25 protein-coding genes are annotated in these 22,206 nt (G+C 55.8%); 16 read left to right on the plus strand and 9 right to left on the minus strand.

What is annotated here, in order from left to right; genetic code table 11:
* The first annotated feature begins 10 nt into the window (after positions 1-10).
* The gene (locus V6944_RS11035; RefSeq protein ID WP_442910736.1) at positions 11-553 is read left to right on the plus strand and encodes an antibiotic biosynthesis monooxygenase; all 543 of its coding nucleotides are present in this window, start codon (positions 11-13) and stop codon (positions 551-553) included.
* 20 nt (positions 554-573) lie between these two features.
* Positions 574-2,442: an amidohydrolase gene (locus V6944_RS11040; protein ID WP_333498983.1), complete on the plus strand. Its 1,869-nt coding sequence runs from the start codon at positions 574-576 to the stop codon at positions 2,440-2,442.
* A 61-nt stretch (positions 2,443-2,503) separates the two neighbouring features.
* On the opposite strand, the gene V6944_RS11045 is transcribed toward V6944_RS11040, so the two are convergent.
* Positions 2,504-2,677 carry a hypothetical protein gene (locus tag V6944_RS11045; protein WP_333498984.1) on the minus strand — a complete coding sequence of 58 codons (174 nt, stop codon included), beginning with the start codon at positions 2,675-2,677 and terminating at the stop codon, positions 2,504-2,506.
* 12 nt (positions 2,678-2,689) lie between these two features.
* Here V6944_RS11045 and V6944_RS11050 point away from each other — a divergent pair, with 12 nt between their 5' ends.
* The gene (locus tag V6944_RS11050) at positions 2,690-4,048 is read left to right on the plus strand and encodes an MFS transporter (RefSeq protein ID WP_333498985.1); all 1,359 of its coding nucleotides are present in this window, start codon (positions 2,690-2,692) and stop codon (positions 4,046-4,048) included.
* A 73-nt stretch (positions 4,049-4,121) separates the two neighbouring features.
* Here the strand turns inward: V6944_RS11050 and V6944_RS11055 are convergent, their stop codons facing one another.
* Both V6944_RS11055 and acpH read right to left on the minus strand, forming a co-directional pair.
* Positions 4,122-4,724: a peroxiredoxin gene (locus V6944_RS11055; RefSeq protein WP_064547849.1), complete on the minus strand. Its 603-nt coding sequence runs from the start codon at positions 4,722-4,724 to the stop codon at positions 4,122-4,124.
* 169 nt (positions 4,725-4,893) lie between these two features.
* Positions 4,894-5,475, minus strand: a complete 582-nt coding sequence (acpH, locus tag V6944_RS11060) for an ACP phosphodiesterase (protein WP_333498986.1) — start codon at positions 5,473-5,475, stop codon at positions 4,894-4,896.
* Between the two features lie 91 nt (positions 5,476-5,566).
* Here acpH and queA point away from each other — a divergent pair, with 91 nt between their 5' ends.
* The 7 genes from queA to V6944_RS11095 all read left to right on the plus strand — a co-directional run bounded on the left by queA (position 5,567) and on the right by V6944_RS11095 (position 11,890).
* Complete coding sequence (gene queA / locus V6944_RS11065) at positions 5,567-6,637, plus strand: tRNA preQ1(34) S-adenosylmethionine ribosyltransferase-isomerase QueA (RefSeq protein ID WP_333498987.1); 1,071 nt, start codon at positions 5,567-5,569, stop codon at positions 6,635-6,637.
* Between the two features lie 53 nt (positions 6,638-6,690).
* Positions 6,691-7,818, plus strand: a complete 1,128-nt coding sequence (gene tgt, locus V6944_RS11070) for a tRNA guanosine(34) transglycosylase Tgt (RefSeq protein WP_123649993.1) — start codon at positions 6,691-6,693, stop codon at positions 7,816-7,818.
* Positions 7,819-7,840: 22 nt separating this feature from the next.
* Positions 7,841-8,173 carry a preprotein translocase subunit YajC gene (yajC, locus tag V6944_RS11075; protein ID WP_123649994.1) on the plus strand — a complete coding sequence of 111 codons (333 nt, stop codon included), beginning with the start codon at positions 7,841-7,843 and terminating at the stop codon, positions 8,171-8,173.
* Positions 8,174-8,200: 27 nt separating this feature from the next.
* Positions 8,201-10,048 carry a protein translocase subunit SecD gene (gene secD, locus V6944_RS11080; protein ID WP_333498988.1) on the plus strand — a complete coding sequence of 616 codons (1,848 nt, stop codon included), beginning with the start codon at positions 8,201-8,203 and terminating at the stop codon, positions 10,046-10,048.
* A gap of 10 nt (positions 10,049-10,058) precedes the next feature.
* Entirely contained in the window at positions 10,059-11,030 is a 972-nt protein-coding gene (secF, locus tag V6944_RS11085) for a protein translocase subunit SecF (RefSeq protein WP_333498989.1), read from the plus strand.
* A gap of 116 nt (positions 11,031-11,146) precedes the next feature.
* Positions 11,147-11,494, plus strand: coding sequence for an HNH nuclease YajD (gene yajD, locus V6944_RS11090; protein ID WP_035895149.1), 348 nt, complete (start codon positions 11,147-11,149; stop codon positions 11,492-11,494).
* Between the two features lie 288 nt (positions 11,495-11,782).
* Positions 11,783-11,890: a type I toxin-antitoxin system toxin Ldr family protein gene (locus tag V6944_RS11095; RefSeq protein ID WP_035895150.1), complete on the plus strand. Its 108-nt coding sequence runs from the start codon at positions 11,783-11,785 to the stop codon at positions 11,888-11,890.
* A gap of 89 nt (positions 11,891-11,979) precedes the next feature.
* On the opposite strand, the gene V6944_RS11100 is transcribed toward V6944_RS11095, so the two are convergent.
* Together V6944_RS11100 and V6944_RS11105 are read right to left on the minus strand one after the other, a co-directional pair.
* Entirely contained in the window at positions 11,980-12,843 is an 864-nt protein-coding gene (locus tag V6944_RS11100; RefSeq protein ID WP_333498990.1) for a nucleoside-specific channel-forming protein Tsx, read from the minus strand.
* Between the two features lie 299 nt (positions 12,844-13,142).
* Positions 13,143-13,685 carry a DUF3251 domain-containing protein gene (locus V6944_RS11105; RefSeq protein WP_333498991.1) on the minus strand — a complete coding sequence of 181 codons (543 nt, stop codon included), beginning with the start codon at positions 13,683-13,685 and terminating at the stop codon, positions 13,143-13,145.
* 151 nt (positions 13,686-13,836) lie between these two features.
* On the opposite strand from V6944_RS11105, the gene nrdR reads away from it, so the two are divergent.
* The 6 genes from nrdR (at position 13,837) to pgpA (ending at position 17,920) form a co-directional block, all read left to right on the plus strand.
* The gene (nrdR, locus tag V6944_RS11110) at positions 13,837-14,286 is read left to right on the plus strand and encodes a transcriptional regulator NrdR (protein ID WP_052283888.1); all 450 of its coding nucleotides are present in this window, start codon (positions 13,837-13,839) and stop codon (positions 14,284-14,286) included.
* 3 nt (positions 14,287-14,289) lie between these two features.
* The gene (gene ribD, locus V6944_RS11115; protein WP_333498992.1) at positions 14,290-15,393 is read left to right on the plus strand and encodes a bifunctional diaminohydroxyphosphoribosylaminopyrimidine deaminase/5-amino-6-(5-phosphoribosylamino)uracil reductase RibD; all 1,104 of its coding nucleotides are present in this window, start codon (positions 14,290-14,292) and stop codon (positions 15,391-15,393) included.
* An 85-nt stretch (positions 15,394-15,478) separates the two neighbouring features.
* Positions 15,479-15,949, plus strand: a complete 471-nt coding sequence (ribH, locus tag V6944_RS11120; protein WP_001021161.1) for a 6,7-dimethyl-8-ribityllumazine synthase — start codon at positions 15,479-15,481, stop codon at positions 15,947-15,949.
* 19 nt (positions 15,950-15,968) lie between these two features.
* Positions 15,969-16,388 carry a transcription antitermination factor NusB gene (gene nusB / locus V6944_RS11125; RefSeq protein WP_185667171.1) on the plus strand — a complete coding sequence of 140 codons (420 nt, stop codon included), beginning with the start codon at positions 15,969-15,971 and terminating at the stop codon, positions 16,386-16,388.
* Between the two features lie 76 nt (positions 16,389-16,464).
* The gene (gene thiL / locus V6944_RS11130) at positions 16,465-17,436 is read left to right on the plus strand and encodes a thiamine-phosphate kinase (RefSeq protein WP_333498993.1); all 972 of its coding nucleotides are present in this window, start codon (positions 16,465-16,467) and stop codon (positions 17,434-17,436) included.
* A complete protein-coding gene (gene pgpA / locus V6944_RS11135) occupies positions 17,423-17,920 on the plus strand; it encodes a phosphatidylglycerophosphatase A (RefSeq protein WP_333499054.1) in 498 nt (165 codons plus the stop codon). Before thiL ends, pgpA begins: the two co-directional genes overlap by 14 nt.
* A gap of 89 nt (positions 17,921-18,009) precedes the next feature.
* Here the strand turns inward: pgpA and V6944_RS11140 are convergent, their stop codons facing one another.
* The 4 genes from V6944_RS11140 to xseB all read right to left on the minus strand — a co-directional run bounded on the left by V6944_RS11140 (position 18,010) and on the right by xseB (position 22,071).
* Positions 18,010-18,984: an aldo/keto reductase gene (locus V6944_RS11140; RefSeq protein WP_333498994.1), complete on the minus strand. Its 975-nt coding sequence runs from the start codon at positions 18,982-18,984 to the stop codon at positions 18,010-18,012.
* A gap of 63 nt (positions 18,985-19,047) precedes the next feature.
* The gene (dxs, locus tag V6944_RS11145) at positions 19,048-20,910 is read right to left on the minus strand and encodes a 1-deoxy-D-xylulose-5-phosphate synthase (protein ID WP_333498995.1); all 1,863 of its coding nucleotides are present in this window, start codon (positions 20,908-20,910) and stop codon (positions 19,048-19,050) included.
* A gap of 18 nt (positions 20,911-20,928) precedes the next feature.
* Positions 20,929-21,828 (minus strand): (2E,6E)-farnesyl diphosphate synthase, encoded by a 900-nt coding sequence (ispA, locus tag V6944_RS11150; RefSeq protein WP_220439708.1) that lies wholly within the window; start codon positions 21,826-21,828, stop codon positions 20,929-20,931.
* The gene (gene xseB, locus V6944_RS11155) at positions 21,829-22,071 is read right to left on the minus strand and encodes an exodeoxyribonuclease VII small subunit (RefSeq protein WP_035894270.1); all 243 of its coding nucleotides are present in this window, start codon (positions 22,069-22,071) and stop codon (positions 21,829-21,831) included.
* Between the last annotated feature and the right edge of the window lie 135 nt (positions 22,072-22,206).

Raw genomic sequence — 22,206 nt, forward strand, 5'->3', positions numbered from 1 at the left:
ACCTATCGTCATGACGCAAAAGCATGTCACGCTGGTCATTACTCACGCTATTCGCCCCGAACACGTTGTGCAGTATGAAGCCTGGCTGGGCGAGATTATGCCTATCGCCGCTAACTATCCGGGCCATCTGGGGGCCAACGTTATTCGCCCCGTCGATGGGCAAACGGCCTGGAATATCATCATCCGCTTCGACACCATCGAACACCTTTATGCCTGGACCCAGTCTGACGTGCGGCGCAAGCTGGTTGAGGAGATTGCCCCGGTGCTGGGTGAGGGCGACCATACTGAAGTGCGCACCGAAGCCGCCTTCTGGTTTACCCCGCCCGCCGCCAACGTCCGCCAGCCCAAGCGCTGGAAACAGTTTCTGATAACGCTGCTGGTGATTTTCCCCAGTACCAATCTGGTGCCCGCGATTACCGGCGCGCTGCTGCCGTCGTTAAAGGGAACCCTGTCGCTGCATTTTATCAATGATGCCTGTGTGGTCGCGCTGGTGGTCTGGTTCTGGATGCCCATCGTGACCCGCCTGTTTGCCGGTTGGCTGAAAAAAGCCTGAACCGACGCGAGGAGAACGCTATGTCACAAACCGCTACCCTGATTTTAACCCAGGGGCAGATTCACACGCTTGACCCGCAACAGCCGCTCGTGGATGCGGTGGCCATTGCCGACGGCAAAATTCTGGCCGTCGGCAGCGACGCGCAGATGATGTCCTGGGCGGGTGAAGGCACGCAGATTGTCGACCTGCATGGTCACACGGTGATCCCCGGCCTTAACGACTCGCACCTGCACCTGATTCGCGGCGGGCTGAACTACAACCTGGAGCTGCGCTGGGAAGGCGTACCGTCGCTGGCGGATGCGCTACGCATGCTCAAAGAGCAGGCCGACCGTACGCCGTCGCCGCAGTGGGTGCGCGTGGTGGGCGGCTGGAGCGAGTTCCAGTTTGCCGAACGCCGGATGCCAACGCTGCAAGAGCTTAACGATGCCGCGCCAGATACGCCGGTATTTGTGCTGCACCTCTACGATCGTGCGCTGCTCAACCGCGCCGCGCTGAAGGCGGTGGGCTACACCAAAGATACGCCAGCTCCTGCGGGCGGCGAAATTGTCCGCGATAACAACGGCAACCCGACCGGGATGCTGATTGCCAAACCTAACGCCATGATCCTCTACGCGACGCTGGCGAAGGGGCCGAAGCTGCCGCTGGAGATGCAGGTCAACTCCACCCGTCAGTTTATGCGCGAGCTCAACCGACTGGGGCTGACCAGCGCCATTGATGCGGGCGGCGGCTTCCAGAACTACCCGGAAGATTACGAAATTATTGAGCAGCTGCACGCCAATAAGCAGATGACTATCCGCATCGCCTATAACCTGTTTACCCAGCGTCCGAAGCAGGAGGTCGAGGATTTCGAACGCTGGACGGATATGCTGAAACCGGGGCAGGGCACCGACTTCTACCGTGCCAACGGCGCGGGCGAGATGCTGGTCTTCTCGGCGGCCGACTTTGAAGATTTCTTGCAGCCGCGTCCGGATCTGCCGCCGGGTATGGAAGATGAGCTTGAGCGTGTGGTTCGTCACCTGGTCGAACATCGCTGGCCGTTCCGTCTGCACGCCACTTACGATGAATCGATCAGCCGCATGCTGGACGTGTTCGAGAAGGTTAACCGTGATATTCCGTTCAATGGTCTGCACTGGTTCTTTGACCACGCAGAGACCATCACCGAGCGTAACATTGAGCGCGTGAAGGCGCTGGGTGGCGGGATTGCGGTGCAGCACCGTATGGCCTTCCAGGGGGAATACTTTGTCGATCGCTACGGCAAAGATGCGGTGAAACACACGCCGCCGGTGGCGAAAATGCTGGAGGTGGGCGTTCCTGTTGGTTTGGGTACGGACGCGACCCGTGTGGCGAGCTATAACCCGTGGACGGCACTGTACTGGCTGGTTTCCGGGCGTACCGTCGGCGGTATGGCGATGTATGACGATGAAAACCGTCTGCCGCGCGATGTGGCGCTGGAACTGTGGACGGCAGGCAGCGCTTGGTTCTCCAGCGAGCAGGGGAAAAAGGGACGTATTGCCGCTGGGCAGTTGGCGGATTTGGTGGCGTTGTCGAAGGACTATTTCAACGTGCCGGAAGAAGAGATCAAAGGCATTGAGTCGGTGATGACGATTGTCGATGGCCGCGTGGTCTACGCCGCCGGGCACTTCACGCCGATCGCCCCGCCGTCGATTCCGGTGGTGCCGGATTGGTCGCCAGTGGTGAAAGTGCCGGGTCACTATCGCTCCGCGCCTCCGGGTTCTGAGCATATCGGCGCGGTGGTTCAGATGCACCAGTGCTGCGGCAGCTGCGGCGTACACGGGCATCAGCACGACATTGCGCGTCAGTCTGGTATTCCGGTATCTGACGATCGCGCCTTCTGGGGCGCACTCGGCTGCTCCTGCTTCTCGTTCTAACCCGCTCTCAGGTGGTCAGGTTCACTGACCGCCTTTTCTTGTGATTCTCGCCTTGTTGTTATCAATATATTTCAAATTTGTGATCTTTATTGGTGCGATCCGTCTGGATCTTTGCGCCTGCCTCTTCTAATGTCATTAACATCTTAATGATTAGATAATAATCAATAGATTTGTATATATCAGAATAGAGCAAGGCGAGCGCAATACCGCGCTGGCCACCGTTTTTACGTGCCAATGGGGATGCCAGATGAGTCACGTTTATGCCGATAAACCAATATTAAACAGCCTGACCGGCAGTGCAGAAGAACAGCGGTTATTAAAGAAGGTGGTGTGGAAAATCATGCCGGTACTGTTTATCGCCTACTTTTTCTCTTTTCTTGACCGCGTCAATATTGGCTATGCCAAGCTGCAGATGCAGAGCGCTATTGGCTTTACCGATACGCAGTATGCGATTGCGGCGGGGATCTTTTTTATCGGCTATGCGCTATGCGAAATTCCCAGCAATATGCTGATGGATAAAATCGGCGCACGTAAAACGCTGACCCGCATCATGCTGCTGTGGGGCGCGCTTTCCGCCTGCACGATGTTTGTGCAGACTATCAACCAGCTTTATGCGCTGCGGATCTTGCTGGGTATTTTTGAAGCTGGATTTGTACCGGGGGTGATCCTCTACTTTACCTACTGGTTCCCGAGCCATATTCGCGGGCGCATCACCGCCATCTTCCTGGTTGCCACGCTGACCGCACCAATGATTGGCGGCCCGGTTTCCGGGGTTGTTTTGCAATATATGCACGGTTGGCACGGGCTGGAGGGCTGGCAGTGGATGTTCCTGCTGGACGCGCTGCCGGTCTTTATCATCGCGGGGGTTATCTATTTTAATCTCGCCGACAAGCCGGAAGAGGCGACATGGTTAAGCCCGCAGGAAAAGGCGCTGCACCAGCAGATGATGCAGAAAGACCGGGAAAAGCAGGGCATCACGGCGGGTTATGGCACGCACGGTAACAAAGCGATGCTGGGGGCGCTGGCTGACCCGAAAGTGTTCCTGCTGATCGCCTTTATTTTTGCCACCAACTGCGGCGCGTATGCGTTTAACTTCTGGCTACCGACGATGATTAAAGAGATGGGGGTTGGCAATATTGCGGTTATCGCGCTGCTGGGGGCGATCCCGTTCGCCATGGCGATTCTGGGGGAACTCACGATTTGCCGCAGCTCCGATATCCGTCGTGAACGCCGCTGGCACTTTGTCTTTGGTGCGACGCTTGCTGCCGTGAGCCTGATTGCGGTGGGTTATCTGGAGGTGCCGATGTATCTGAAGCTGGTGCTGCTGGGGGTGGCCGGGTTTGGCTTTAGCGGGGCATCGGGGATCTCCTGGACCTTCCCATCGACCTATCTTGATCCGGTGAAAGCGCCGGCGGGGATTGCGATGATCAGTATGATCTCCACGTCGTCCGGCTTCTTTGCACCGTGGATAATGGGCGTGACGCGGGATATGACCGGGAGCAGTAATGCGGGGCTTTACAGCATTGCGGCGGTGCTGCTGGCGAGCGTGATTATCATGATTTTCTTTGCACCGAAGCGGGCGGTGTATGTGCAGCAGTCTTCATAACGGGGTGTATCACCGACTCCTGCAAAACAAAAAGGCTCGCAATGCGAGCCTTTTTTGACGAAACGTCAGCCGATTACAGGCTGGATACGTTTTCGCTCAGGTACTTAGCAACGCCGTCCGGAGACGCGTTCATGCCTTCTTTCCCTTTTTCCCACTGCGCCGGACACACTTCGCCGTGCTGCTCGTGGAACTGCAGCGCATCAACCATACGCAGCATTTCGTCGATGTTACGGCCCAGCGGCAGGTCGTTAACCACCTGGTGACGAACCACGCCGTTAGCGTCGATCAGGAAGGAGCCGCGCAGTGCAACGCCTTCGTCTGGGTGTTCGATACCGTAAGCTTTCTGAATTTCGCGTTTAACGTCGGCAACCATAGCGTATTTCACTGCACCGATGCCGCCTTTGTCGACAGGGGTGTTACGCCATGCGTTGTGAACGAATTCGGAGTCAAAAGAGACGCCAACCACTTCAACGCCGCGCTTCTGGAACTCTTCGTAACGTTTGTCGAAGGCAATCAGCTCGGACGGGCAGACGAAGGTGAAGTCCATCGGCCAGAAGAACAGAACGGTGGCTTTACCCTGGGTGTGCTGTTTGAAATTGAATTTCTCAACGATTTCACCGTTGCCCAGTACCGCTGCTGCGGTGAAGTCAGGCGCTTGACGAGTAACCAGAACCATGGGGTTCTCCTTTGAATTTATAAGGTTAATGGAACGCAACGCGGGCCAGTATAGGGAGGGTAAGCGGGGAACACAAAAAGACTATGACGATTAATAAGATAGGATTCACCTATCAATTATTATCTTACCAAAGGAATAAGCATAGCCGTTCCGTGGCCCGATGCAAGCCCTACAGCGCTTTGTTTTTCGCCTGCGCCATCATCTGTGGATAGAACTGCCAGAAACGCGTTTCCAGCGCATCATAGTGCGCGTCGAGGTCATGCCATGAATCGCGCAGCGCATCGAGCTTCGGACGACGGCTGGCCATCCCGTTCAGCACCCTCTGGATAAAGTCCATCTCGCCATAGCGCTCCAGCCAGCGTTCAGACCACAGGTGTTCGTTCAGCGTCAGAAAGCGTGCCGGAACATCCGGAAGGATCGTGGCGACTTCGCTGCGTGCATAGTGGGTGAACTCAGGCAGGGCTATCTCCGGCGAGATTTGTGCCCAGTGGCGCGAAAGGAAGTGGTCCCACATGACGTCGAGCGTAATCGGCGCAACGCGGCGCGTTTCGGGGCGGAACCATTCGCGCGCTTCTTTAACCTGCGGCAAATTGTCGGTCATCACGTCAATGCGGCGATGCATATAGATGCCATCAACGATGTCGGCCGGGTAATCCTGCTGCGGGTTACCGCGAACAAAATCTGCCAGCAGGTTTCCCGATAGCGAGCTATTGGCCAGGTGCGCGAGATGCAGGTGAGCGAGAAAATTCATTGTTAAACGTTTATCCAGAGGGGTAAGGGTTGCAGGGATGTCTCCCCGGCACTAGACTACCCGCCTCATTATTAAGCCCAGAGTCACAGTCATGCGCGTTGCCGATTTCTCCTTTGAACTACCCGAATCCCTGATTGCCCACTATCCACAAGCCGAACGTAGCAGCTGTCGCTTGCTTTCGCTGGATGGGCCGACGGGCGCGCTGACGCACGGTACTTTCACCGATTTGCTCGATAAGCTCAACCCTGGCGATCTGCTGGTTTTTAACAATACCCGCGTGATCCCGGCGCGCCTGTTTGGTCGTAAGGCCAGCGGCGGCAAGATTGAAGTGCTGGTCGAGCGTATGCTGGATGATAAACGTATTCTGGCACATATTCGCGCCTCTAAAGCGCCGAAGCCGGGTGCTGAGCTGCTGCTGGGTGATGATGACAGCATTAAAGCGACGATGGTTGCCCGCCATGATGCGCTGTTTGAAGTTGAGTTCGACGACGATCGCAGCGTGCTGGATATTCTGAATGCTATCGGCCACATGCCGCTGCCACCATACATCGATCGCCCGGACGAAGACGCTGACCGCGAACTGTATCAGACCGTGTATAGCGAAAAACCGGGTGCCGTTGCGGCACCAACCGCGGGCTTGCACTTCGACGAACCGCTGCTGGCGAAGCTTCGCGAAAAGGGCATCGAGATGGCGTTTGTTACCCTGCACGTGGGGGCGGGCACCTTCCAGCCGGTGCGCGTCGACAGCATTGAAGACCACATCATGCACTCCGAATATGCAGAAGTACCGCAAGAAGTGGTTGATGCGGTGCTGGCGGCGAAAGCGCGCGGCAACCGTGTGATTGCGGTGGGCACCACCTCTGTTCGCTCGCTGGAAAGCGCGGCGCAGGCGGCAAAAGATGAACTGATTGCGCCATTCTTCGGCGACACGCAAATCTTTATTTTCCCGGGCTACCAATACCAGGTGATTGATGCACTGGTGACCAACTTCCACCTGCCGGAATCGACGCTTATCATGCTGGTTTCCGCTTTTGCGGGTTATCAGCACACCATGAACGCCTATAAGGCTGCTGTAGAACAAAAATATCGCTTTTTTAGTTACGGCGATGCCATGTTTATCACGTACAATCCGCAGGCTATTTTTGAGCGTGTCGGGGAATAAGTTCCCGGCATGAGAATTTAACGTCGGACTGTTTTTCTGACGCAGGAGTAAAGATGAAATTTGAACTGGACACCACAGACGGTCGCGCCCGCCGCGGCCGCCTGGTTTTTGATCGCGGCGTTGTCGAAACGCCAGCCTTTATGCCGGTGGGTACCTACGGCACCGTTAAGGGCATGACGCCGGAAGAAGTAGAAGCGACCGGCGCACAAATCATTCTTGGCAACACCTTCCACCTGTGGCTGCGCCCGGGTCAGGAAATCATGAAGCTGCACGGCGACCTGCATGATTTCATGCAGTGGAAAGGGCCAATCCTGACCGATTCCGGCGGTTTCCAGGTCTTCAGCCTGGGCGATATCCGCAAAATCACCGAGCAGGGTGTGCACTTCCGCAACCCTATCAACGGCGACCCGATCTTCCTCGATCCAGAAAAATCGATGGAAATTCAGTACGATCTCGGTTCCGATATCGTGATGATTTTCGATGAATGTACGCCGTACCCGGCGGATTGGGACTACGCCAAGCGCTCGATGGAAATGTCTCTGCGCTGGGCTAAACGTAGCCGCGACCGTTTCGATGGCCTTGGCAACAAAAATGCGTTGTTTGGCATCATTCAGGGCAGCGTTTACGAAGATTTACGTGATATCTCCGTCAAAGGTCTGGTGGAGATTGGCTTTGATGGCTACGCTGTCGGCGGCCTGGCGGTAGGTGAGCCGAAGGAAGACATGCACCGTATCCTGGAGCACGTTTGCCCGCAGATCCCTGCTGACAAACCGCGTTACCTGATGGGCGTCGGCAAACCAGAGGACCTGGTTGAAGGCGTTCGTCGCGGTATCGATATGTTTGACTGCGTTATGCCAACGCGTAACGCCCGTAACGGTCATCTGTTTGTGACCGACGGTGTGGTGAAAATCCGTAATGCCAAACATAAGAGCGATACCAGCACGCTTGATGCCGAGTGTGATTGCTACACCTGTCGCAATTATTCGCGTGCATACTTGCATCATCTTGACCGTTGCAACGAAATATTGGGCGCGCGCCTCAATACCATTCATAATCTTCGCTACTATCAGCGCTTAATGGCTGGTTTACGCAAGGCTATTGAAGAGGGTAAATTAGAGAGCTTCGTGACCGATTTCTACCAACGCCAGGGGCGTACCGTTCCACCTTTGAACGTTGATTAATTTTAATAATGAGGGAATTTGAATGAGCTTTTTTATTTCTGATGCGGTAGCAGCAACCGGGGCTCCGTCGCAGGGCAGCCCGATGTCTCTGATTCTGATGCTGGTGGTTTTCGGCCTGATCTTCTATTTCATGATCCTGCGTCCACAGCAAAAACGTACCAAAGAGCATAAAAACCTGATGAGCTCCATCGCGAAAGGCGATGAAGTGCTGACTAACGGTGGCCTGGTGGGTCGTGTGACCAAAGTAGCGGAAACTGGCTACATTGCTATCGCACTGAACGACACCACTGAAGTGGTTATCAAACGTGACTTCGTAGCTGCCGTTCTGCCGAAAGGCACCATGAAGGCGCTGTAATATTTCGTTTTCCCAAAGGGAACTGCCGTGTTAAACCGTTATCCTTTGTGGAAGTATGTCATGCTGATCGTCGTTATTGTCGTCGGTCTGCTGTATGCGCTTCCCAACCTGTATGGTGAGGATCCGGCCGTTCAAATCACTGGCGTGCGCGGCGTCGCCGCCAGTGAGCAAACGCTGATCCAGGTCCAGAAAACGTTACAAGAAGAAAAAATTACCGCTAAGTCTGTGGCACTGGAAGAGGGCGCTATTCTTGCGCGCTTCGACACCACCGACATCCAGCTGCGTGCGCGTGAAGCGCTGGTAAACGTGCTGGGTGACAAATACGTCGTGGCGCTTAACCTTGCTCCGGCAACACCGCGCTGGCTCGCTGCGATTAACGCAGAGCCAATGAAGCTCGGTCTTGACCTGCGTGGTGGTGTGCACTTCCTGATGGAAGTGGATATGGACACTGCGCTGGGCAAACTCCAGGAACAAAATATCGATAGCCTGCGCAGTGACCTGCGTGAAAAAGGCATTCCTTATACTACCGTTCGCAAAGAAGACAACTACGGTCTGAGCATTGCTTTCCGTGATAGCAATGCGCGTGATGAAGCGGTCTCTTATCTGAGCAAACGCCATCAGGATCTGGTGATTTCCAGCCAGGTTAGCACTGCGCTGCGTGCGGTGATGACCGATGCTCGCCTGAGCGAAGCCCGCGAATATGCGGTTCAGCAGAACATCAACATTCTGCGTAACCGTGTTAACCAGCTGGGCGTTGCTGAGCCAGTGGTTCAGCGTCAGGGTGCTGACCGCATCGTGGTTGAACTGCCAGGTATTCAGGACACCGCGCGTGCGAAAGAGATTCTGGGTGCGACTGCAACCCTGGAATTCCGTCTGGTAAACACCAACGTTGACCAGGCTGCTGCTGCATCTGGCCGCGTGCCGGGCGATTCTGAAGTGAAAGATACCCGTGAAGGTCAGCCGGTTGTGCTGTACAAGCGCGTGATTCTGACCGGTGACCATATCACCGACTCCACTTCAAGCCAGGATGAGTACAACCAGCCGCAGGTTAACATCTCGCTCGATAGCGCGGGTGGTAACATCATGTCTAACTTCACCAAGGATAACATCGGTAAGCCGATGGCGACCCTGTTCGTGGAGTACAAAGACAGCGGTAAGAAAGATGCTAACGGTCGCGCCATTCTGGTGAAACAGGAAGAGGTGATTAACATCGCCAATATCCAGTCTCGCCTGGGCAACAGCTTCCGTATTACCGGTATCAGCAACCCGAACGAAGCGCGTCAGCTCTCTCTGCTGCTGCGTGCTGGTGCGCTGATTGCGCCAATTCAGATTGTTGAAGAACGTACTATCGGCCCAACCCTGGGTATGCAGAACATCAAGCAAGGTCTGGAAGCGTGTCTGGCCGGTCTGGTGGTCTCTATCCTGTTCATGCTCTTCTTCTATAAGAAGTTTGGTCTGATCGCGACAAGCGCACTGCTGGCTAACCTGGTACTGATCGTCGGTATCATGTCACTGCTGCCGGGCGCGACGTTGAGTATGCCGGGTATCGCGGGGATTGTGTTAACCCTGGCGGTTGCGGTCGATGCTAACGTACTGATCAACGAACGTATCAAAGAAGAACTGAGTAACGGACGTTCGGTACAACAGGCAATCAACGAGGGCTATGCCGGCGCGTTCAGTTCCATCTTCGATGCGAACATTACGACGCTGATTAAAGTCCTGATCCTGTATGCAGTTGGCACCGGGGCAATTAAAGGGTTCGCGATTACTACCGGTATCGGTGTGGCAACGTCGATGTTTACCGCGATTGTCGGTACGCGTGCCATCGTAAACCTGTTGTATGGCGGCAAACGCGTCAAAAAGCTGTCAATCTGAGGAGTGCGATGTGGCACAGGAATATAGTGTTGAACAATTAAACCACGGCCGTAAAGTCTATGACTTTATGCGCTGGGACTACTGGGCTTTCGGTATTTCCGGTTTCCTGCTGATCGCGGCCATCGTGGTGATGGGCGTTCGCGGGTTTAACTGGGGTCTCGATTTCACCGGTGGTACGGTGATTGAAATTACGCTGGAAAAACCGGCGGACATGGACTTGATGCGCGATGCGCTGGAGAAAGCGGGCTTCGTTGATCCGCTTCTGCAGAACTTCGGCAGCAGCCATGACATCATGGTACGTATGCCACCAACTAAAGGTGCAGATGGTGGCCAGGTACTGGGTAGCAAAGTGCTGAGTGTGATTAACGAATCCACCAGTCAGAATGCTGCCGTGAAGCGTATCGAATTCGTTGGGCCAAGCGTGGGGGCCGATCTGGCGCAAACCGGTGCCATGGCGCTGATGGTGGCGCTGATCTCTATCCTGGTGTACGTCGGTTTCCGCTTTGAGTGGCGACTGGCGGCAGGTGTGGTTATCGCGCTGGCGCACGACGTTATCATTACGCTCGGGATTCTGTCGTTGTTCCATATCGAGATTGACCTGACCATCGTGGCATCGTTGATGTCGGTCATCGGTTACTCGCTGAACGACAGTATCGTGGTATCTGACCGTATTCGTGAAAACTTCCGCAAGATTCGTCGCGGTACGCCGTACGAAATCTTTAACGTGTCGCTGACCCAGACGCTGCACCGTACGTTGATTACGTCCGGTACCACGTTAGTGGTTATTCTGATGCTGTACCTCTTCGGTGGTCCGGTACTGGAAGGCTTCTCGCTGACTATGCTTATCGGTGTCTCCATCGGTACCGCATCGTCTATCTACGTAGCCTCGGCGCTGGCGCTGAAGCTGGGTATGAAGCGTGAACATATGCTGCAGCAGAAAGTGGAGAAAGAAGGGGCGGATCAGCCGTCAATTCTGCCGTAATCTGTCGCACTTAGGGCACGAATAAAAGCCGCAACGCCGTAGGGTGTTGCGGCTTTTTTATTGCCCATTTAGACTGTGCGTATTCCCTTACATTGAACACGACATATCGAGTCATTATGGCCATCATCCCAAAAAACTATGTGCGGCTGGAAAGCGGCTACCGAGAAAAAGCGCTGAAACTGTTTCCGTGGGTCTGCGGGCGCTGTTCGCGCGAGTTCGTCTACTCCAATCTGCGTGAGCTGACGGTTCACCATATGGACCACGACCACACCAATAACCCGGAAGATGGTAGCAACTGGGAGCTTCTTTGCCTGTTCTGTCACGATCACGAACACTCGAAGTACACCGAGGCGGATCAGTACGGGTCCACGGTAGTGGCCGGGGAAGATGCGCAGAAAGATGTGGGCGAGGCGACCTACAATCCGTTTGCAGACCTGAAAGCGATGCTGAACAAAAAGAAATAGCCGACGTGCTGTAATGCGTACATGGTTACTGGAATCCCGATCGCAAGGTCGGGATTTTTTTATTTTTAGGCCATGTCGATGCCGATGAGCAGAGTAGAATCAGCGGCAAGCCGGGTCTCCCGGTGAGGCGCAGTGTTGCGGGGGCTTGATCCCCGGTGGCCTTGTCGCTGGAAAGAGAAAACCCCCGCACATTGTTCGGTATTCACCGGCAACATAACGGGGGCAATCCTATCTCTAGACAAGTTGAGGATAGCCGCGAACCGTTGCCATTGCAACCAAGGCGGCTGTATGACGCTCACGGAAGTTTGCATTATTGTCTGGCACGATCTGGCAGCACCTACGCTGGTCGGTATTGCGACAGGTCTGTTTTTAGGCTGGTGGCATAGTCAGAGATAAGGTGAGGTGGGCGAACCTGCCGCTCGCGTGGCAGCATGCGCCCGAAAAAGGCCAGAGGGAAACCTCTGGCCTTTTTTGCGGTGTCGAACTTAGAAGTTGTAGCCTACAACAAAGTAACCACCCCAACCGGTCGATTGACCGTTGAAATCGCCTTCGCCCCAGTTCATTTTCGAACCGCCTTGCCACTGGCCGCCGTTATGGAAGTAACGGGCAACCACGGAGTAGTGCCAGTGATCGTAGTTCAGCGCCAGGACGTGGCTGGACGCGATGGAGTTACTGGTACGGTTTGGTTCGTCGCCGAGATCGGAACCCCAGTCGAAGTTGGTGAAGCCGATGTAGCTCAGCTTGCCGCCCCACAGGTCACTGATTGGTACGAAGTATTTCACTTTGAAGCGGTAGCCATCCCACTCATTTTCGTTCGCGGCACCGTAGTTCTGCCACTGGTATTTGGCATACACGTTCAGGGACAGACCCATTGGCAGGCCGGTATCGATATCGGTACCCAGGCCCATATACCAGGTGCTCTGGCGGCTGCCTTTGTTGTCACCCATATCGTAGATATAGTTGTTCGCGAAGTACCACTCTTTGAACGGACCAAAGCTCAGGTCAGCACCGGTCAGCTTGTCGATAGAGAAGCGTGGTTCGATCTCCATAAACATCGGAGAACCGTCGGACCATACGCCTTTATCGTTGCCGTTACCCCAGTCAAAGGTCTTAGGAATATCGATGTAGCCGTAGAAGTCGAGCCAGTCTTTCTTGGCAAACGCTTCATATTCCAGGTACACATCGTTGTTCAGCTTTGGCGAGAAGCGGGTGTGGTAGCTACCCACTACGTTCACGCTCTGATGCCACCAGTCGGAGACATACTGAGGTTGAGAATCGCCTGCTGCGTTAGCAGTGAAAGATGCGGAGAGCGCCAGTGCAGCACCGGCTGCTAATAATGTTTTTTTCATATTTCTGCCACTAATAAAAAAAATCGAAAGAGAGTGATTTTTATCACCGAAGTTTTTCTAAATGTTTCGTGTTTCTGCGAGCCTATTATATGAATCCTTGCTCACGAAAATCAGTCATAGTTCACACATTTTTCAAACGCGTAATCGATTGCGTTCACGTTTGCGTAGTTTAGACGCCGCGATTGTACTGATGGGGTGAATTATTGCAAATGTTTACATACGAGAAATGTGTTTCAGGCAGGGGACAAAGAGGTTGGATTGAGTGGGGAGTATTGTTACAACTCCCCCTTGTAGTACGGTTACTGCGTGTTGGCAGGCTGTACGTCGTGAATACGGACAAAGCCGAGCTGATCGGGAGTCACGCCGTTAAGCTGCAGCGGAATATCGACATCGCTCGGTGCCAGCACGCTTGCTGGCGCGGAGAAGAGCTGGTTCTGCACGTTAACCTCTTGATACTGCTCGGTTGTGCCCTGAATCTGGCCCCACTCTACGGTGCCGGTGAAGGCCGGGAGCGCCTCGTTTGATTCCCCCTGAATGCGCAGCGTCACCGCCGTGCCCTGAGCATTCGCGGCGATATTGCGTAGCGACATGCGTAGGGTTCCCACCTGGCTGTTCAGACGGGCAGGGGTGTTAGCGCCGGGAAGCAGATAGACACCGCGCGTTGATTTCGCATTCAGCGCATTTTGCTGGGTGATTTTCACCGTCTCTTTATTCAGCTGCGTCATCTCGGTGCTGAGCGCGCTGATGCTCTGATGCATCTGCTTGACTTCAGACTGCTGCGCGCAGGCGCTCAGGCTGACGAGGCTTCCCAGCAGGGCGATTCTTAGGTAACGTCTTGTCATGCTGTCTGTTTCCTTCTCTTCGGGATAACGCAATGGTAGCGCGCAATACGGCATCTGGCATCGATCCTTTGTCTCAAAAAGCGCTGCGCCTTTGTTGTATCCGCAGTTCAGGGTAAAATAGATTCCCATCACCTCATCGTCAGGACGTCGTATGCACTGCCCATTCTGTTTCGCCGTAGATACTAAAGTCATTGACTCCCGTCTCGTGGGAGAAGGTTCTTCCGTCCGCCGCCGTCGGCAATGCCTGGTGTGCAACGAGCGCTTTACCACCTTTGAAGTGGCAGAACTGGTGATGCCGCGCGTGGTGAAAAGCAACGACGTGCGTGAACCGTTTAATGAAGATAAGCTGCGTAGCGGCATGCTGCGTGCGCTGGAAAAACGTCCGGTCAGCTCCGATGATGTGGAAATGGCGATTAACCATATCAAATCGCACCTGCGCGCGACCGGTGAACGCGAAGTGCCGAGCAAGTTGCTGGGTAACCTGGTCATGGAACAGCTGAAAAAGCTCGATAAAGTGGCCTATATCCGCTTTGCGTCGGTTTACCGCAGCTTCGAAGATATTAAAGAATTTGGCGAAGAGATCGCCCGCTTACAGGACTAAGCTATGCACGATGAAATGTACATGGCGCGCGCGCTAAAGCTGGCGCAACGCGGTCGCTTTACCACGCATCCCAACCCGCGTGTGGGCTGCGTGATTGTCAATCAGGGCGAAATTGTTGGCGAAGGTTTCCACTATCGCGCCGGTGAACCCCATGCGGAAGTGCATGCGCTGCGCATGGCGGGTGATAAAGCGAAAGGCGCTACCGCCTATGTGACGCTCGAACCGTGCAGTCACCATGGCCGGACGCCGCCGTGCTGTGACGCGCTGATTGCCGCGGGCGTTTCCCGCGTTGTCGCCGCCATGCAGGACCCAAACCCGCAGGTCGCAGGGCGTGGGCTGTACCGCCTGCAGCAGGCGGGTATTGAAGTCAGCCACGGTCTGATGATGAGCGAAGCCGAAGCGTTGAACAAAGGCTTCCTTAAGCGGATGCGCACCGGTTTCCCTTACATCCAACTGAAGCTTGGCGCATCGCTCGACGGCCGCACGGCAATGGCCAGCGGTGAAAGCCAATGGATTACCTCGCCGCAGGCACGACGCGACGTGCAGCGCCTGCGCGCGGAAAGCCACGCGATACTAACCAGCAGCGCGACGGTGCTGGCGGATGACCCGGCGCTGACCGTGCGCTGGGACGAGCTCAATGCCGAAACGCAGGCGCTCTACCCGCAGGCAAATCTGCGTCAGCCGCTGCGCATCGTTATCGATAGCGGCAACCGCGTCACGCCGGAGCACCGCATTGTGCAGCAGCCGGGTGAAACGCTGTTTGCGCGCACCGAGGAGGATACCCGCGTGTGGCCGGAAGGCGTACAGACGCTGAAAATACCGGAGCACAACGGTCATCTCGATCTGGTGCTGCTGATGATGCAACTGGGCAAACAGCAGATTAACAGCATTTGGGTGGAGGCGGGGCCAACGCTTGCTGGCGCGCTGATTCAGGCGGGGCTGGTTGACGAGCTTATCGTCTATATCGCGCCTAAACTATTAGGAAGCGATGCGCGGGGATTATGTGTGCTGCCAGGACTTGAGAAACTGGCCGACGCCCCCCATTTCAAATTCAACGAGATACGCCAGGTGGGCCCGGATGTGTGCCTGCATTTAACCACTGCGTGAGGCTTTCCGAATTAGAGGAAGCAGCGCCCAGAATATTATGATAAAATCCGCCCCCCTGCGGGGCAAATGAACCCAAAGGAAGAGTATGAACATTATTGAAGCTAACGTTGCTACCCCGGACGCTCGCGTCGCCATCACCATCGCGCGTTTCAACAACTTTATCAATGACAGCCTGCTGGAAGGTGCTATCGACGCCCTGAAGCGCATTGGTCAGGTTAAAGATGAAAACATCACCGTTGTTTGGGTTCCAGGTGCTTATGAACTGCCTCTGGCGGCTGGCGCACTGGCAAAAACCGGTAAATACGATGCGGTGATCGCGCTGGGTACAGTTATCCGTGGCGGTACTGCGCACTTCGAATATGTTGCTGGCGGGGCAAGCAATGGCCTGGCGCACGTCGCTCAGGACAGCGAAATCCCGGTAGCCTTTGGTGTTCTGACCACCGAAAGTATTGAACAAGCCATCGAACGCGCTGGCACAAAAGCCGGTAACAAAGGTGCAGAAGCTGCACTGACCGCGCTTGAAATGATTAATGTATTGAAAGCCATCAAGGCCTGATTTTTGTAAGGGGAAATCCGTGAAACCTGCTGCTCGTCGCCGCGCCCGTGAGTGTGCCGTCCAGGCACTCTACTCCTGGCAGTTGTCCCAGAACGACATCTCCGATGTTGAATACCAGTTCCTGGCGGAACAAGACGTTAAAGATGTCGACGTCGTGTACTTCCGTGAGCTGCTGTCCGGGGTGGCGACTAACAGCGCGTACCTCGACGGATTGATGAAGCCATACCTGTCCCGTATGCTCGAAGAGCTGGGCCAGGTAGAGAAAGCCGTACTGCGCATCGCGCTGTTCGAGCTGTCGAAGCGTGATGATGTGCCATACAAAGTGGCTATCAACGAAGCTATCGAACTGGCAAAAACCTTTGGCGCTGAAGACAGCCACAAGTTTGTCAACGGCGTGCTGGATAAAGCCGCTCCTGCTATTCGTCCCCACAAAAAGTAATCTTCAGGCCGGGTTTTGCCGAATCTCTTTCTGGCAAATTCCGGCCTTGTTTTATCCTTCTGCTGAGGCATAACGTATGGCATGCGGCGAATTCTCCCTGATTGCCCGTTATTTTGACCGAGTACGAAACGCCCGTCTTGATGTAGAAACCGGAATCGGCGACGACTGCGCGTTACTCAATATTCCCGAAAAACAGACCCTGGCTATCAGCACCGACACGCTGGTGGTGGGCAACCATTTCCTTCCTGATATCGACCCGGCTGACCTGGCCCACAAAGCACTGGCGGTAAACCTTAGCGATTTAGCGGCAATGGGTGCAGACCCGGCCTGGCTGACGCTTGCGTTGACGCTACCGGCGGTGGATGAAGCCTGGCTGGCGGCGTTCAGTGACAGCCTGTTTGAGCTGTTAAGCTATTACGATATGCAGTTAATTGGCGGCGACACGACCAAAGGGCCGCTGTCGATGACGCTGGGTATTCACGGCTACGTGCCGGCGGGCCGCGCGCTAAAACGTTCTGGTGCAAAACCGGGTGATTGGATCTACGTGACCGGCACGCCCGGTGACAGCGCGGCGGGTCTGGCGTTGATTCTGAATCAGCTGACGATTGATAACCCTGAAGATGCAGCCTATCTGCGTCAGCGTCATCTTCGTCCGACGCCGCGTATTCTGCAGGGACAAGCGCTGCGCGACCTGGCAAGCTCGGCTATCGATCTCTCCGACGGTCTGATTTCCGATCTGGGGCATATTCTTAACGCCAGCGGTGTAGGTGCTCGCATTGACCTCGATCTGCTGCCGTACTCGGATGCGCTGCGTCGCCATGTACCGCCGGAGCAGGCGTGTCGCTGGGCGCTTTCCGGTGGTGAAGACTATGAGCTCTGTTTTACCGTTCCGGAACTGAACCGTGGCGCGCTGGAAGTGGCGCTGGGTCAACTGGGCACACCGTTTACCTGCATCGGGCAAATCAGCGCTGATGTAGAAGGACTGCATTTCACCCAGGAAGGGAAAGCGGTGCAGCTTGACTGGAAGGGATACGATCATTTTGGCTAAGCATGATGACGCAAAAAGCCGTCTTAATTTACGCAACCCCTGGCACTTGCTGGCAACGGGGTTTGGCAGCGGCCTGAGCCCGGTAATGCCGGGCACGGCTGGATCGATTGCCGCCATTCCCTTCTGGTACGTGCTGACGTTTCTGCCGTTGCAGCTCTATTCGCTGGTGGTGATGTTCGGTATTTGTATCGGTGTTTATATCTGCCGCCGCACGGCGCGTGATATGGGCACGCATGACCACGGTAGCATCGTCTGGGATGAGTTTATCGGCATGTGGATCACGCTGATGGCGATTCCGGTCATCAACTGGCAGTGGGTATTGGCGGGGTTTGTGGTGTTCCGTATTTTTGATATGTGGAAACCCTGGCCTATTCGCTGGTTCGACCGAAACGTCCACGGTGGAATGGGGATTATGGTCGACGATGTTATCGCCGGGGTGATTTCGGCGGGGATACTGTTTGTGGTGGGGCATTACATTTTGTGATGTTTCTGTAGCCCGGCCGAGCAGAGCGACGCCGGGGAGGGTACGGAGCTGCCCCGGGGTCGGCGTGACCGCCTCGCCCGGGCTACAGATTATTTGAACCCAACCACCGGATGCGGCTGATACGGCGCTTCCATTGACGCAATCTGTTCCGGCGTCAGCGTAATATCCACCGCGTTCAACAGCTCATCCAACTGATCCTCGCGCGACGCCCCAATAATCGGTGCCGCAACGCCCGGTTTACTCAGCAGCCATGCCAACGCCGTCTGCGCCCGGCTGGCTTCAACTTCCTGCGCGACCCGCTCCAGTTCCCCGGCAATCTGCTCATCGTTCTCTTCGGTTGAGCTATACAGCGTTTGCCCGAACTCGTCGGAAACCAGCCTTGCCGTCGTCTCGCCCCACGGGCGCGTCAGGCGACCACGCGCCAGCGGACTCCACGGAATCACCGCTATCCCTTCCTGAGTGCAGAGCGGCAGCATATCGCGCTCCTCTTCCCGGTAGATCAGATTGTAGTGATCCTGCATGGTGACGAACGGTGTCCAGCCGTTGGTTTTTTGCAGCGCCAGCGCGTGGGCAAACTGACGAGCGTGCATTGACGATGCGCCAATAAATCGTGCCTTGCCGGACTTCACTACCTCATCCAGCGCTTCCAGCGTCTCCTCAATGGGCGTGCGGTAGTCCCAGCGGTGAATTTGCAGCAAATCGACGTAGTCCATCCCGAGGCGCTTTAAGCTGTCGTCGATGGATCGGAGAATTTGCGCGCGGGACAGACCCTCTTCCAGATCCCCCACCTGATGGTAAACCTTGGTGGCGACCACCACTTCATCACGGCGAGCGAAATCACGTAGCGCACGGCCGACGATCTCTTCGCTGCTGCCGTCAGAATAGCTATTAGCGGTGTCGAAAAAGTTGATGCCGCCTTCGATGGCGCGCTGGATGATGGGGCGACTGCTGTCTTCCGGAAGTGTCCAGGCGTGTTTACCCCGATCCGGTTCGCCGAAGGTCATACAACCAAGGCAAAGACGAGAGACCCGAAGGCCGGTGTGTCCTAACGTATCGTATTGCATGAATCAGCTCCTGCTAGCGGGTAAGCGGTTTACCTTTAAGCATAGCAGGAGCGATGGGGAGGATTATGCTAGCCAGCCCGTGATCTTCGCTTCGATACCGGCGGCATCCAGGCCGAGGTCGGCTCGGGCCTCTTCCTGCGTACCCTGCGGGACGAAGAAGTCAGGCAGGCCAATATTGAGCACCGGCACTGGTTTACGATGCGCCATCAGCACGTCGTTCACGCCGCTGCCCGCACCGCCGATGATGGCGTTCTCTTCCAGCGTCACCAGCGAGTCGTGGCGCGCGGCCATTTCGAGGATCAGGCTTTCATCCAGCGGTTTGACAAAGCGCATATCCACCAGCGTCGCGTTGAGTTTCTCGGCAACGATTTCCGCCTCGGCCAGCAGGGTACCGAAGTTGAGGATCGCCAGCTTCTCGCCTTCGCGTTTCACCACCCCTTTGCCGAGCGGCAGTTTTTCCAGCGGCTGAAGTTCCGCGCCGGTACCGCAGCCGCGCGGGTAGCGTACCGCGCTTGGCCCGCTGCTGTAGTGATAGCCGGTATAGAGCATCTGGCGGCATTCGTTTTCATCGCTTGGCGTCATGATGACGAAATCCGGAATGCAGCGCAGATAGGAGATATCGAATGCCCCCTGGTGCGTCTGCCCGTCGGCGCCGACGATGCCCGCGCGATCGATAGCGAACAGTACCGGCAGCTTCTGGATAGCCACATCGTGGATCACCTGATCGTAGGCGCGCTGCAGGAAGGTAGAGTAGATAGCCACGATCGGTTTGTAGCCGCCAATCGCCAGGCCCGCGGCGAAAGTCACCGCGTGCTGTTCGGCAATTGCCACGTCGAAATACTGGTCAGGGTATTTTTTCGAGAACGCCACCATGCCGGAGCCTTCGCGCATCGCTGGCGTCACCGCCATCAGCTTGCTGTCTTTCGCCGCGGTTTCGCACAGCCAGTCACCGAAAATTTTCGAGTACGACGGCAGGCCACCGCTGCTTTTTGGCAGCTTACCGCTGGTGTGATCAAACTTCGGCACCGCGTGGAAGGTAATAGGATCTTTTTCGGCCGGCTCATAGCCACGGCCTTTTTTGGTCATGATATGCAGGAACTGCGGGCCTTTCAGGTCGCGCATGTTCTTGAGCGTATTCACCAGCCCCAGTACGTCGTGACCGTCAACCGGCCCGATGTAGTTGAAACCCAGCTCTTCAAACAGCGTGCCCGGCACCACCATGCCTTTGATATGTTCTTCGGTACGCTTCAGCAGCTCTTTAATCGGCGGTACGCCGGAGAAGACTTTCTTGCCGCCTTCACGCAGGGAAGAGTAGAGCTTGCCGGAAAGCAGCTGCGCCAGATGGTTGTTCAGCGCGCCGACGTTCTCAGAGATAGACATTTCGTTGTCGTTCAGCACCACCAGCATATCGGGCTTGATATCGCCCGCGTGGTTCATCGCTTCAAACGCCATACCGGCGGTAATCGCGCCATCGCCAATCACGCAGACGGTGCGACGCTGTTTGTTTTCTTTGCCCGCCGCAACCGCAATACCAATACCGGCGGAAATCGAGGTGGAGGAGTGACCGACGCTCAGCACGTCGTACTCGCTCTCGCCGCGCCACGGGAATGGGTGCAGGCCACCTTTCTGGCGAATGGTATCAATTTTGTCGCGACGGCCGGTCAGAATTTTGTGCGGATAGGCCTGATGGCCGACGTCCCAGATAAGCTGGTCGAACGGCGTATTGTAGACGTAGTGCAGCGCCACGGTGAGCTCCACCGTGCCAAGCCCGGAGGCGAAGTGTCCGCTGGAACGGCTCACGCTGTCGAGCAGGTAACGGCGCAGCTCGTCACACAGCTTCGGCAGGCTCTCTTTTGGCAGCAGACGTAATTCCTGAGTGGAATCGACCAGCGCCAGGGTCGGGTATTTGGCAATATCAAAACTCATCTGAGACTCATTTATGGTTTATTTGTCGCGCAGGATGATGTAGTTCGCTAGCGCTTCCAGTGCTGTGGTATCCAGTGATTGCGCGGCCAGTTCGGTAAGAGACTGACGGGCATCGGCAATAAGGTCACTGGCTTTAGTCCGGGCTTGCTCAAGGCCCAGTAGTGCAGGATAGGTGCTCTTGCCGAGCTGCTGGTCGGCACCCTGGCGTTTTCCGAGGGTCGCAGTATCGCCCACCACATCCAGAATGTCATCCTGAACCTGGAACGCGAGGCCGATGCTTTCGGCATACTTATCCAGTAGCGGCAGCGCCTTGCGGCCCTGTTCACCCGCGCTGAGTGCGCCCAGACGCACGGCGGCGCGGATTAGCGCACCGGTCTTATGGCGGTGGATGCGCTCCAGCATTTCAAGATTAACCTGTTGCCCCTCGGCTTCCAGATCCAGCGCTTGACCGCCGCACATACCCGCCACGCCGCTGGCGGTTGCCAGCTCGGAGAGCATTGCCAGACGATCGCGATCGGAGACCTCGTGCATCGGCGCATCACTCAGTATAGAAAACGCCAGCGTTTGTAGCGCATCCCCGGCCAGAATGGCGCTCGCCTCACCAAATTTAATATGGCAGGTCGGCTGACCGCGACGCAGGTCGTCATCGTCCATCGCCGGGAGATCGTCATGCATCAGCGAATAGGCGTGAATGCACTCAACCGCCGCTGCGGGTGCATCCAGCGTCGCGAGGCTAACGCCGAACATCTGCCCGGTGGCGTACACCAGGAACGGACGCAGACGTTTACCGCCTAATAGTGCGCCATACTGCATGGCATCAACCAGAGGAGTGTTCTGAAACGGCAGTGGTGCAATAAAACGGCGCAGCGCGTCGTTTGCCTGCTCAACGCAGGCATTCAGCTGTTGCGAAAAATCCATTTATTCAGCGTCCGGCGTGAAAGGCTCTAGTGGGGAATCTTCGTTATCGGCCAGCAGGATCTGCACGCGTTGTTCCGCCTGTTGCAGCTTGGTCTGCCCCTGACGTGCCAGCTGCACACCACGTTCGAATTCGTTCAGCGCCTCTTCCAGAGGAAGGGAGCCGCTTTCCAGACGGTTAACAATTTGCTCCAGCTCGGTTAAAGCGGTCTCGAAACTGGCCGGGGCTTCGTTTTTCTTTGGCATAGTGAATGTTTGGCTCTTGTTATGTCGCGACTGCGTCTATGGTAACGGAGTCTGGGTGTGAAGCAAATAACACGCAATGGTAAGCGGGATGATGGTATACTCCGCGTCCTGGACGCAGGTGCCCTCGCTATGAAA

This window comes from Kluyvera sp. CHPC 1.2972 (assembly GCF_036759925.1).
GTDB lineage: Bacteria > Pseudomonadota > Gammaproteobacteria > Enterobacterales > Enterobacteriaceae > Kluyvera.